This is a genomic window from Bradyrhizobium sp. PRIMUS42 (genome assembly GCF_023006515.1).
GTDB lineage: Bacteria > Pseudomonadota > Alphaproteobacteria > Rhizobiales > Xanthobacteraceae > Bradyrhizobium.
The window spans coordinates 1-11,469 of record NZ_JALBGZ010000131.1; the positions used below are offsets into that span (position 1 = coordinate 1).

11 protein-coding genes, 1 tRNA gene and 1 pseudogene are annotated in these 11,469 nt (G+C 60.9%); 11 read left to right on the plus strand and 2 right to left on the minus strand.

Translation table 11 applies throughout. From position 1 onward, the window contains the following. The 11 genes from MOV75_RS13070 to MOV75_RS13120 form a co-directional block, all read left to right on the plus strand. Positions 1 to 1,783, plus strand: a 1,783-nt coding sequence (locus MOV75_RS13070; protein WP_247005896.1) for a PQQ-binding-like beta-propeller repeat protein, incomplete at its 5' end; no start/stop codon positions are given. A gap of 204 nt (positions 1,784 to 1,987) precedes the next feature. Next, on the plus strand, positions 1,988 to 2,401 hold the full coding sequence (locus MOV75_RS13075) for a GFA family protein (RefSeq protein ID WP_246922128.1): 414 nt from the start codon (positions 1,988 to 1,990) through the stop codon (positions 2,399 to 2,401). A 144-nt stretch (positions 2,402 to 2,545) separates the two neighbouring features. After that, positions 2,546 to 3,415, plus strand: coding sequence for an AraC family transcriptional regulator (locus MOV75_RS13080; protein ID WP_246922126.1), 870 nt, complete (start codon positions 2,546 to 2,548; stop codon positions 3,413 to 3,415). Positions 3,416 to 3,457: 42 nt separating this feature from the next. Next, positions 3,458 to 4,825 carry an ABC transporter substrate-binding protein gene (locus MOV75_RS13085; protein ID WP_246922123.1) on the plus strand — a complete coding sequence of 456 codons (1,368 nt, stop codon included), beginning with the start codon at positions 3,458 to 3,460 and terminating at the stop codon, positions 4,823 to 4,825. Positions 4,826 to 4,879: 54 nt separating this feature from the next. Then, a complete protein-coding gene (locus tag MOV75_RS13090; RefSeq protein WP_246922122.1) occupies positions 4,880 to 5,758 on the plus strand; it encodes a branched-chain amino acid ABC transporter permease in 879 nt (292 codons plus the stop codon). Then, positions 5,755 to 6,759 carry a branched-chain amino acid ABC transporter permease gene (locus MOV75_RS13095; protein WP_246922120.1) on the plus strand — a complete coding sequence of 335 codons (1,005 nt, stop codon included), beginning with the start codon at positions 5,755 to 5,757 and terminating at the stop codon, positions 6,757 to 6,759. Before MOV75_RS13090 ends, MOV75_RS13095 begins: the two co-directional genes overlap by 4 nt. A gap of 20 nt (positions 6,760 to 6,779) precedes the next feature. Then, on the plus strand, positions 6,780 to 7,502 hold the full coding sequence (locus tag MOV75_RS13100) for an ABC transporter ATP-binding protein (RefSeq protein WP_247005897.1): 723 nt from the start codon (positions 6,780 to 6,782) through the stop codon (positions 7,500 to 7,502). Further along, entirely contained in the window at positions 7,495 to 8,196 is a 702-nt protein-coding gene (locus MOV75_RS13105) for an ABC transporter ATP-binding protein (RefSeq protein WP_249796663.1), read from the plus strand. The genes MOV75_RS13100 and MOV75_RS13105 overlap by 8 nt, the downstream gene beginning before the upstream one ends. 42 nt (positions 8,197 to 8,238) lie before the next feature. Continuing rightward, positions 8,239 to 9,438, plus strand: coding sequence for a CaiB/BaiF CoA-transferase family protein (locus MOV75_RS13110; protein ID WP_246922113.1), 1,200 nt, complete (start codon positions 8,239 to 8,241; stop codon positions 9,436 to 9,438). A gap of 37 nt (positions 9,439 to 9,475) precedes the next feature. Next, positions 9,476 to 10,216 (plus strand): SDR family NAD(P)-dependent oxidoreductase, encoded by a 741-nt coding sequence (locus MOV75_RS13115; RefSeq protein ID WP_246922110.1) that lies wholly within the window; start codon positions 9,476 to 9,478, stop codon positions 10,214 to 10,216. Next, a complete protein-coding gene (locus MOV75_RS13120) occupies positions 10,216 to 10,863 on the plus strand; it encodes a glutathione S-transferase family protein (protein ID WP_246922152.1) in 648 nt (215 codons plus the stop codon). Before MOV75_RS13115 ends, MOV75_RS13120 begins: the two co-directional genes overlap by 1 nt. Positions 10,864 to 11,015: 152 nt before the next feature. Here the strand turns inward: MOV75_RS13120 and MOV75_RS13125 are convergent. Further along, positions 11,016 to 11,090: transfer RNA gene (locus tag MOV75_RS13125), tRNA-Thr, on the minus strand. Between the two features lie 166 nt (positions 11,091 to 11,256). Next, a pseudogene (locus MOV75_RS13130) lies at positions 11,257 to 11,469 on the minus strand (hypothetical protein); the annotation flags it as partial.

Genomic DNA, 11,469 nt, shown 5'->3' on the forward strand with positions numbered 1-11,469 from the left:
GGCACTGGCCCAGCAGGACGGCGCCGCGCTCTACACCACGCATTGCGCCCAGTGCCACGATGGCGATGCCCAGAGCCGCGTACCGAGCCGCGGCGCCATGCAGGCGATGTCGTTCGATCATGTGCTGACGGCGCTGACCTCGGGCAGCATGGCGGCGATGGCGAAAGACCGCAGCGACGCGGAACGCCGCGCGATCGCTTCCTTCGTCACCGGCAAGATGGCGACTGGCGGAATTGCACCCGACGCGGACGGCCGCTGCGCGCAGCAGGTGAGCGGCTTTCCGCAGGCCCTCGATGGTCCGCGCTGGAACGGATGGGGCGTTGATGCCGGCAACAGCCGCTTCCAGCCAGCCGACATGGCGGGGCTGACCGCGGAACAGGTGCCGCGCCTGCGGCTGAAATGGGCCTATGCCTTTCCCGGCGCCTCGGTATCCTTTGCGCCGCCTACCATCGTCGGCGGCATGCTGTTCGTCGGTGGCACCGATCGCAAGGTGCACGCGCTGGACGCGCGAAGCGGCTGCACGCTGTGGACGTTGGCGCTTGATGCGGCGGTGCGCGCCGCGATCAGCTTTGCACAGCTTCCGGGCTCCGATCAGTTCGCGATCTTCTTCGGAGATTTGCGCGCCAACGCCTATGCCGTGAACGCGCTGACCGGCGCGCTGATCTGGAAGACGAAGGTGGAGGAGCATGCGGCCGCGCGCATCACCGGCGCGCCGACGCTGCATTCCGGCATGCTCTACGTGCCGGTGTCCTCGATCGAGGAGGCTGCCGGCTCGCAAGCCTCTTACGAATGCTGCACCTTCCGCGGCAGCGTGGTGGCGCTGGACGCCGCCACTGGCGAGACGATCTGGCAGGCCTATACGATTCCGGAAGTGCCGCATCCGACCGGCAAGAATGCCAGGGGCACGCAGCTCTTCGGTCCGTCCGGCGCCGCGATCTGGTCGGCGCCGACGATCGATGCAAAGCGCAATGCCGTCTATGTGGCGACGAGCAATTCCTACTCGAACCCGCCGGCCGCGACGGCCGATGCGATCCTCGCTTTCGAGCTTGCGACCGGAAAGCTGCTCTGGAAGCAGCAGGCCACGCCCAATGACGCCTTTGTCGTCGCCTGCTTCACTGCAGACAAGACCAATTGTCCCGACGAGCACGGGCCCGATCACGATTTCGGGCAGTCGCCGATCCTCGTGGCCTTGCGCGACGGCCGGCGCGTGCTCGCCATCGCGCAGAAATCCGGCGTCGTGCACGCGCTCGATCCCGACGATGGCGGCAAGATCCTGTGGCAGACCCGGATCGGCAAGGGCGGTTCGCTCGGTGGCAGCGAATGGGGCTCGGCGGCGGACGGAGACCGCATCTATGTCGCCAATTCCGACGTGCGCTTTGCGCGCGACGGCACCCGGCAACTCGATTCCACACAAGGCGGCGGTCTGTTCGGCCTCGACCTCGCCAGCGGGAAGATTGCGATGGAAGTGCCGCCGGTCGCCTGCGGGGACCGTCCTCAGTGTAGCCCCGCGCTCTCGGCGGCGGTGAGCCTGATCCCGGGCGTCGTGTTCTCCGGCGGCGTCAGCGGCTTCCTGCGCGCCTACGCCACCGACGGCAAGCTGTTGTGGGAGTTCGACACCGCGCGGGATTTCAAGGCCGTGAACGGCGTCCCCGCCCATGGCGGCGCGATCGATGGTCCCGGCCCGGTCATCGCCGGCGGCATGCTCTACACCAATTCCGGCTATGGCCAATGGAGCGGCGTCGCGGGCAACGTGCTGCTGGCGTTCGAGGTGGCGACGGAATGAGAGTCGCCGCCGCGCGCGGGGCGCGCTGCAACGCGTCTTTGAGGCGAGCACCGCTGCCGCCTCGTCATTGCGAGCGCAGCGAAGCAATCCAGAGTCTTTCCGCGGAAGCAGTCTGGATTGCTTCGCTGCGCTCGCAATGACGGAGGGTGAGCGACAGCGTTGCCTCTTCAACCCCTTCGGAGCCGTCAAGGGAGAGCAGATTCCATGATCGATGCCAGATGCAGCTGCGGTGCTCTTGCGCTGTCGCTTCCGGGGCCATCGCGGCTCGTCGTTGCCTGTCATTGCCTGGACTGTCAGCGACGAACCGGCGCGCCGTTCGGCGTCGGTGCCTTCTATCCGGTTGAGGCCGTTACGATCTCAGGGACGCCGAAGCCCTACGTTCGGACAGCTGCAAGCGGCGGCAACGTCCGCAGCTATTTTTGTCCTGACTGCGGCTCAACGGTCTATTGGCAGGCCGACAATCTGCCGGGGATGATCGGCGTAGCCGTTGGCGCCCTCGCGGATCCGGACTTTCCGGCGCCGATCAGATCGGTGTTCGAGCAGTCGAAGCATGGCTGGGTGGAGATATCAGGCGCCGAACACTTCCATCGGGGCAGCGCGCCAAAGCCTGCGAACTGAGATCTGAGCGTCAACCTCATGCTGCTCCGTTGCGCTTCGGAGGAGTCCAAAAGGGCTATACTGCGGTGCACCATGAAAGGGCCTCGCATTTCCTTCCAATCTATGCATTCTATATCGGAACTCACTCTCGAATATGGGTTTGGGATGGAAACCATCGGTGACAACTACGTTCGGCTGGTTGGCGGCGATCTCGTGTCATCCATCATCACCGATACGCCGAGCATGCGGATCGAAGTTCTTCGCAGGGAGACGGTCGGGCGCATGCATTGGCATTTTCGCCAGCCTGAGCTGTCATTGTTCTGGTTCGGCAAGGGGACCGAACGTCTAAGAGCGACGATTGACGGGCGTCCGGTCGAGCGCCGATTTCCAGGAAAATCGAAGCTCGCAATCTTTCCTGCCGCAATCGAGATCGAAGGTGAGTGGAACGTCGGACCAACCCTCGATTACACCGTGGTGTTTCTGAATCCATCTTTCGTGGGCGAACGCCTGCAGCACGCGATCACGAACTGCACAATTGCTTTTGAGCACGATGGATTGACGCGTGGCCTTGCCGAACTTTGCCGCGAAGCGGCCTCGCCTGACAATGTCTTCAGCCTCATGGCGGAGGGGTGGTCGATCCAGGCGCTGGCTCACATTTCTCGCATCAGCGACCGAAGTCAGCAGCCATCCAACAAGCTGCGCGGTGGACTGCCGGGCCGAAGCCTACGGTGTGTTGAGGAGTATGTGCGCGAGAACCTTACCCAGCCGATATCTCTCGCAGAACTTTCCGAAATCGCCGGATTGAGCAAGCGGCACTTCCTGCGCGCATTTCAGGAAAGCGTCGGCGTGACGCCGTACAATTACGTTCTTTCGCTTCGAATCGACGAGGCAAAGCGACGGCTGTCAGAAACGGACGACAGTATTGTCGATGTGGCCCTTGCGGTCGGTTTCAATGACGCCCAGCATTTCTCGACAAGTTTCAAGAAGGCGACCGGCATCACTCCCTCCTCGTTCCGTCAGCGTTACCTGTCATAGGCAATGCCCCGCTCTGAATGCGCCGTCCGCTTCCGGGACTACATGGCGCTTTTCCGGAGGCGGTGGCGCTATCCTGCAAGTCGGGATCAGCTTGGCGATCTAACACTCTCCCATAAAAATCCAGGCAGACCACGGCCGCCCAGCCGTGGCTCAAGGGGGAGTCTCCGGGCGGAACCGCCCGGCACAAGGGAGAGCGGAATGACAATTTCTTTCAAGGGATATGCGCTCATTGGTTTCGCCGGAGCGATCGGCCTCGCGGCATCGGCCGCCGTGCCGACGCACGCGCAGGAGAAGGGCGCCATCAAGATCGGCCTGATGCTGCCGTACAAGGGCGTCTATGCAGTTCCGGCGGAAAGCATTGATCGCGGCTTTCAAATCGCATTGGAAGAGTTCGGCAACAAGAGTAACGGTCGTCCCATTGAGATTATCCGCGCAGACGACGAATTGACGCCCAGCGTGGGCGTTCAGAAATTCAACAAGTTCGTTCAGTCGGACAAGGTCGACCTGGTTGCCGGTGTCGTCGGCTCGAATGTCGCGATTGCAATCTCGGAACTTGCCGACAAGAACAAGATGCCGATGGTGTTCGTGAACGCCTTTGCGGACGAGATCACCGGTAAGTTCTGCAGTCCATACATAGCGCGCACGTCGTTCAGCGCCAACGGCTTTGAATACGCCTCCGGCAAGTACTGGGCGGGCAAGGGGGTCAAGACCGCCGTGACGATGGGGCCTGATTACTCTGCGGGCCGCGCATTTATCGGCGGGTTCAAGCGCGGCTTTGAAGACAATGGCGGAAAGGTGATCGAGGAAATCTGGACGCCGTTCCAGAAGACCAAGGACTACAGCGCCGCCTTGACGCAGGCCGCCAACTCCGGCGCGCAAATCATCTACGCATTCTATGCAGGCGCGGAAGCAATCCAAGTCGTCAAGCAGCACGCCGATTTCGGTCTGCGAACCAAGATTCCGTTTATCGGCGATCACTGGGTTTATGACGAGGCGTTGTGGCCCGCGCTCGGCGATCTGGCGCTCAATGCTCAGCACGTTGCCACGCACTACCCTAGCATCGAAACCGAGGTGAATCAGAAATTTGTGAAGGCCTATAACGCGAAGTACAAGCAGGATCCCGACGTGAGCGCAGCCCTTGGCTACGACAACGGCAAGGCGATCATGCTCACCCTCGAAAAGCTCGGCGGCCAGATGCCGGAAGACCGCGCGAAGTTCATTGCGACGATGCGGGACCTGACCTTCGATTCGCCGCGCGGAAAGATCAAGTTCAACGCGCAGAACAGCGCGTTGCTCGAGAAGGTCTACGTCGTCGAGGTCGTCAAGGGTCCCGACGGCAAGATGCAGCGTAAGCCCCTGGACCAGTTTCCGGGTGCTGGCGATCTGCCAGGCTGCACGAAATCGTTCTGATCCGAGCCGAACTTCGCCCAGCGGAGCTCGCGTTTCCTCGAATTTGGGTGAAGCATGCAGCCTTTCCTGATTCAACTACTCAATGGCGTGCAACTGAGCATGTTGGTGTTCCTTCTCGCCGTCGGCCTTACGCTGATCTTCGGGTTGATGAACATTCTCAATTTGGCTCACGGCGCTTTCTTTACGATGGGGGCCTATTTCGGGTTGGTTGTCGCCAACAAAACAGGTTCATTCTGGCTTGCGCTGCTGATAGGTCCGCTGCTGCCGTTCGCGGCCGGCTTCGTACTGCAGTTCTTCGTACTGCAGCCCCTGGCTCAGCGCGGTCGGTCGACGCACCTCGATCTCGCGCTGCTGACGTTCGGCCTGCTGTTCGCAACAGCCGGGGCAGTCGAATATATCTATGGATCGGCATTTCACAGCATTGTCACGCCTGATCTCCTGAAGGGCCGTGTCGCCCTGCTGGGAATTGAGTATCCGATCTATCGCCTGTTCATCACCGCGGTTGGCATTGCCATCGCCATCGCCCTTGTCCTGGTGATCGATCGCACACTGGTCGGCGCCACGCTGCGGGCCGGGGTCGACAACCGGGAGATGGTCACGGCGCTCGGCATCAACATCAATGTCTTGTTCGCGCTGGTATTCGGGTTCGGCTCCGCACTTGCCGGATTTGCCGGAGTCGTTTCGGCCCCGGTCATGAGCATCTATTCCAGCATGGGCATCGGAATTGTCGTCACGACTTTCGTGGTCGTGGTGGTGGGTGGCCTCGGCAATCTCAAGGGGTCGTTTTACGCCTCGCTCATCGTCGGCATGACGGATACGTTCGCCCAGGCCTACCTTCCGGAAGCCGAGCTGTTTGCGATTTATATCCTTCTGATAGCCGTGATGATCTTTCGTCCGCAGGGTCTTTTTGGCGCGGTCGGGAGGGTTGCATGAGCGCAGATGCCATCCTTTCGAGCGAAGAGGGAGTTGGCGCGCTGAAGCGTCTGGCGACTCCCGTTTCACGTCGTGCATACGCTGCCTTGTTCGCGCTTTTCGCCGTCGGCTTATGCGCGTTGCCATCGTTCGTGTCTGGCTATGTCACGACACTGGCAGTCGAAGTCATGATCGCGGGAGTATTTGCGTCCGGCATCAATCTTCTGACCGGATACACGGGCCTCGTATCCCTGGGGCAGGCGATGTTTCTCGGGTTTGGTGGCTACGGCATCGCGATCGGAACAGCCTTGTTGGGGTGGCCGCTGTGGATCTCTGCCCCGGTCACGCTTGTGGTCGTGGCCGCGATTGCGGCGGCAATTGGCGCGATTTGCACCCGGACGCGTGGCGTTGAATTCCTCCTGATCACACTGGCATTCTCGCAAATGTTCTATGGGGCGGCAATCAAGCTACGCTGGACCAACGGGTCGGACGGGATGACGGGAATTCCGCGCCCTGATCTGTCGCTGCTCGGTGTGAGCGCGGACAACCCGACCGTCTTCTATTACTACGTACTTGTTGTCGCCGTTCTCTCCCTGCTGATGTTGTGGCGGATCGTAACGTCGCCGTTCGGCAGCGTTCTCGTCGGCATCCGTGAGAACGAACGTCGCATGATGTCGATGGGATATGCCGTCGCCAACTACAAGATCGGATCCTTTGCGCTGGCTGCCGTGATTTGTGCGGTCGCGGGTATTCTTCAGTCGCAGTACACCTACTTCGTCAATCCCGATGCGATGAGCTGGCAGATGAGCGGTGAGGGCGTGCTGATGGTCATCATCGGCGGCGCCAATGTCATTCTTGGGCCGTTTGTGGGAGCCGCGGTCTTCGTCGTGGTCAAGCAGGCGCTGAGCATGATTACCGAAGAGTACAATCTGTTCTTCGGTATCTTCTTCATGCTTGTGGTTGCGTTTTTCCGTGGCGGCGTTCTAGGCTCCATCAGCACGCTGATCGGAAAACGGAAATGAGCGCGCTCGAAATCAGGAACTTGCGCAAGGCCTTCGGTGGGCTACAGGTCATCAGTGACCTCGATCTGAAGGTGCCGTCAGGGCAGCGTCATGCTGTGATCGGCCCCAATGGCGCCGGCAAAACCACGCTGTTCAACCTCATCACGGGCTGGCAGCCGCCGACCAGCGGTGAAATTCTCATTCAGGGTATCCCGGTGCAGCAGGGTCGGCCCGACCTCGTCACGCGAGGCGGTCTTTCACGCTCCTTTCAGAAGAACATGCTGCTTGAGAGTGTCACTGTCCTCGAGAACCTGCGCGTTGCATGCCAGGCATTTGATGCGTCGCGACATTCCGTGTTCCGGTCGTGCTGGTCGTTTGCCGACGTTGTTCGAAAAGCGCACTTCGCAGCCGAGCAGATGCACCTGGACACGGTGCTGCACCGGAACGTCAACGAACTGTCCTACGGACAGAAACGTCAACTCGAAGTCGCGATCGCACTATGTGCCGAGCCGAAAATCCTGCTGATGGACGAGCCGGCGGCTGGAACGTCGCCTGACGAGCGCGCCAGTCTGATCAAGCTGATCAACGGCTTGTCGCCCGAGTTGACCATTCTGCTCGTGGAACACGACATGGACGTCGTGTTTGCGATCTGCGACATCATCACGGTGCTGAGTTACGGCAGGGTGCTCGCAACAGGGACGAAGGACCAGATCCAGTCCAATCCTCAGGTGATCGAGGCTTATCTGGGGCAGCACCATGCTTAAGGTCGAGCATCTTCACACCTACTATGGCGAAAGCCATATCCTGCAAGGCGTTGATCTCTCCGTGGCCGGCGCGCAGTGCGTGGCGGTGCTCGGTCGCAACGGGGCTGGCAAGACGACGACGCTGCGCTCGATCTTGGGGCTGACGCCCGCGCGACGTGGCCGCGTCGTCTTCAATGGAATCGATATCACACGACTGCCGACACATCGGATCGTGAAATCCGGCATTGCTTTCGTGCCGGAGGATCGCGGTATCTTCCCGACCGTGACTGTCGAAGAGCATCTTGCCATTGCCTATGGCGCGTCGAAGCACCGGCCCCGGCGTAAGCCCATGGAGTATGTGTTCGAGATCTTTCCCCGCCTCGCCGAGCGGCGCAAGAGTCTCGGCGGGCAATTGTCCGGCGGCGAGCAGCAGATGCTGGCCATTGGGCGGGCGCTGGTGGCTGGGCCTGACCTCATGATTCTCGACGAACCCAGCGAAGGCCTGGCGCCGGTGATCATCGAGAAGCTCGAGGCCGTGTTCAAGGACATCAAGGCATCCGGAACGCCCATTCTGCTGGTGGAGCAGAACTATCACCTCGCGACCCAGCTGGCTGACCATGTCTACGTGCTCAGCCAGGGGCGGGTTCAATTCGCCGGCGACACGCAATCGCTGATCGCAAACGACGATATCAGGCGCACGTATTTGAGCGTGTGACATTGAAGCTGAAGACGAAGCATCAACGGAGGAAGTGAAGAAATGCCAGGACCTTTGAGTGGAGTTCGCGTCCTGGATCTGACGGCGGTGGTGTCGGGTCCATATGCGACGATGTTTCTGGCCGATCAGGGTGCGGATGTGCTCAAGATCGAGCCGACCAGCGGCGACGGCACCCGCCGGAGCCGGACGCTGATTGACGCGGCCGGTGAATTCTCGGCGCTGTTCGTATCATGCAATCGCGGCAAGCGCTCCCTTTCGATCGATATCAAGAGCGAGACGGGCCGTGAGGTGCTGGCCAAGCTCGCGGCGCAGGCGGATGTGCTGGTGCAGAACTTCCGTCCCGGCACAATGAAGCGCCTCGGGCTCGGCCACGAGCAGCTGCGCAAGAAGTATCCGCGGCTGATTTATGTCTCGATCAGCGGAGTCGGTGACAGCGGGCCGTACGTGAAGAAGCGCGTCTATGATCCGATCGTCCAGGCGCTGTCCGGTTTTGCCGACATCCAGTCGCAGCCGGTGACCAATCGCCCGCAGATGATCCGCACCATCGTTTGCGACAAGACGACTTCGGTGTTCACGGCGCAGGCGGTGTCGTCGGCGCTGTATGCCCGTGAGAAGACCGGGCAGGGCGACCACATCCAGGTTGCGATGCTGGATGCCATGATCTCGTATCTGTGGCCGGAGGGCATGATGCAATACACGGTGGTCGGCGCCGAGGCCACAACCACCGACCCCAACGACCGTCCGGACCTCGTGTTCAAGACGCTCGACGGCTATATCACCTGCGGCACGATCTCGGACTCCGAATGGCAGGGTTTCTGCAAGGCGTCGGGCGATCCGAAGCTGGCCGAGGACGAGCGGTTTGCCACACCGGGGGCGCGCTTTGTAAACGCCACCGCGCGCATCAACAAGATGCAGGAATACATCGCAAATCACACCACGGCTGAGTGGCTGAAGCGGCTCGACGAGAACGACGTGCCGTGTTCGCCGATCTTGCGCCGCGGCGAGATCGTCCAGAACGAACAGGTTGTGGCGCGCGGCCTGATCGAGGAGTTCGACCAGCCGACGGTGGGGCGGGTGCGGCAGCCGAAGCCTGCGGCCATCTTCGAGGTCAACAAGGCCGTCATCGGTGGTCCGGCGCCACGGGTAGGTGAACACTCGCGCGTCGTACTGCGCGACCTCGGCTACAGCGACGTGGCGATCGACGCCATGATTGCTGGCAAGGCGGTCAGGGCTGCCGGGTGACGAGACGAGCGGTTCGGTTTCTGGAGATTGAACAGTGATGGATAGAATGAAAGTCGCACTTCTTGTTGGCGCAGGCGATGCCATAGGCGCTGCCGTGGCGCGGAGATTCGCAAAGGGCGGTTACTCTGTCTGTGTCGCGCGGCGCGATGCTGCCAAGTCGCAGGGGCTTGTCGATTCGATGAAGGCGGAGGGACACGACGTCCGCGCCTACAGCGTCGATGCGCGCAAGGAAGAGGAAGTTCAGAAACTGTTCGCGGATGTCGAGAGAGATGTCGGTCCGATCGAAGTTTGTCTCTTCAACGCTGGATCAAACGTGAACAAGCCATTGCTGGAGACAACAGAGAAACTGTTTTTCAAGGCCTGGGAACTTGCTTGCTACGCGGGCTTTCTCGTGGGCCGTGAGGCGGCGAAGCACATGTCCACACGTGGACGGGGTACGATGCTTTTCACCGGCGCGACCGCTAGCGTTCGGGGCGGAAAGGGCTTTGCAGCATTTTCGGCGGCGAAGTTCGGCTTGCGGGCCGTCGCCCAAGCGATGGCCCGTGAGCTTGGACCGAAGAACATTCATGTCGTCCATCTTTTGATTGACGCGGGCGTTGATAGCGAAGCCATTCATCAGCGCATGAAGGCAGCAACTGGAATCAGCGCCAGCGAAATTCCACCCGATAGCCTAACCAAAACGACGTCCATCGCCGAAGCCTACTGGTTTGCTCACCAACAATCGAGAGACGGCTGGACCCACGAACTCGATCTGCGTCCATCGGTGGAGAGGTGGTGATGACAGACGATCTTATCCTGTGGGGTGTCGGCACGTCACGCACCATTCGGGCGCATTGGGCGCTTCATGAGCTCGATCTTCCGTACATGTCGCGTCCGATCCTCGCGCGATCGGGAGAGACCAAGACGGTGGAATATACGGCGCTGAATCCGCGCCAGAAGATTCCGCTTCTGCAGGACGGAGACCTGACCATTGGAGAAAGTGCTGCGATCGTAGCCTATCTCGCCAACAAGCACCGGACGCCCGATGGCAGCCTCGTTCCGAATTGCCCGAAGCTTTATGCGAAGTGGCTCGAGTGGTGCTTCTTCATCGTAACCGAACTGGATTCAACGAGCCTGTATGTCATGAGGCGGCACGGCACCATCAAGGGGCTGGCGCATATCTACGGCGAAGCTCCTGAGGTGGTGACCAAGGCGGCTGAGTATTTTCGCGCGCAACTTCGCCATGTCGATGTTGCCCTGTCCGACGGCCGTCAATACCTCATGGGAAACCAGTTCACCACGGCCGACATATTGCTGACGACCTGCCTGACATGGGCGATCGAATACGGCGTCGGCATCTGCGACAGTGCCGTTCCGTATCTTGAGCGCGTCACCTCGCGTGAGGGATATCGGAGAGGGGAGAGGGCAAATAGCGCGGAGATCTAGGGCGAGAAGGGAATCGTTGGGCGATCGATCTTCGAGGGCAGTAATCCGAAAAGCGTCGTCGCCTGGAATGTAGCTCCTTGTATCCCCAAAGCGCGTAAACGAATTGCGCGGAAACAGCCGGGCTACATTTTGCGGTAAGCCATTGTAGGCACTGGTGCCGGCTGAGGGGATTGAACCCCCGACCTTCGGTTTACAAAACCGCTGCTCTACCGCTGAGCTAAGCCGGCGACGCTGGAATAGGGGCAGGGCCCCGGCAGGTTGCCGGGAGCTGTCTGTCCGTGCGCGTCGCAATACCAGACTTGATTGGAAAGTCCAGAACCCGCGCTTCTCGGCGCAAGACATGAATCAGGCGGCCCTGGGGCCGCCTGAGGTGTCGCATTCGATGTGGGCCGCTTACTGGCAGATATGCCGGCGGCCGTCCGCGCCCTTGAACCAGGTGCCGGGCGTACAGACGAAGCCGTTACGTTCGGCGTAGCTGCGGGTGTCCCAGCCGCGATTGTCCCAACCGCGGTTATCCCACGAATTGTCGTAGGCATAGGAATTGTCCCAGGCGCGGAACGGTGCGGAGGCGATCGCGCCGGCGGTGCCGATCGCGGCGCCGGCTAC

Excerpts from the sequence above, each read along its gene's own strand:
- MOV75_RS13075 (WP_246922128.1), top strand. The coding sequence starts at position 1,988 with ATGATCGATGCCAGATGCAGCTGCGGTGCTCTTGCGCTGTCGCTTCCG.
- MOV75_RS13080 (WP_246922126.1), top strand. The coding sequence starts at position 2,546 with ATGGAAACCATCGGTGACAACTACGTTCGGCTGGTTGGCGGCGATCTC.
- MOV75_RS13085 (WP_246922123.1), top strand. The coding sequence starts at position 3,458 with ATGGCGCTTTTCCGGAGGCGGTGGCGCTATCCTGCAAGTCGGGATCAG.
- MOV75_RS13090 (WP_246922122.1), top strand. The coding sequence starts at position 4,880 with ATGCAGCCTTTCCTGATTCAACTACTCAATGGCGTGCAACTGAGCATG.
- MOV75_RS13095 (WP_246922120.1), top strand. The coding sequence starts at position 5,755 with ATGAGCGCAGATGCCATCCTTTCGAGCGAAGAGGGAGTTGGCGCGCTG.
- MOV75_RS13105 (WP_249796663.1), top strand. The coding sequence starts at position 7,495 with ATGCTTAAGGTCGAGCATCTTCACACCTACTATGGCGAAAGCCATATC.
- MOV75_RS13110 (WP_246922113.1), top strand. The coding sequence starts at position 8,239 with ATGCCAGGACCTTTGAGTGGAGTTCGCGTCCTGGATCTGACGGCGGTG.
- MOV75_RS13115 (WP_246922110.1), top strand. The coding sequence starts at position 9,476 with ATGGATAGAATGAAAGTCGCACTTCTTGTTGGCGCAGGCGATGCCATA.
- MOV75_RS13120 (WP_246922152.1), top strand. The coding sequence starts at position 10,216 with ATGACAGACGATCTTATCCTGTGGGGTGTCGGCACGTCACGCACCATT.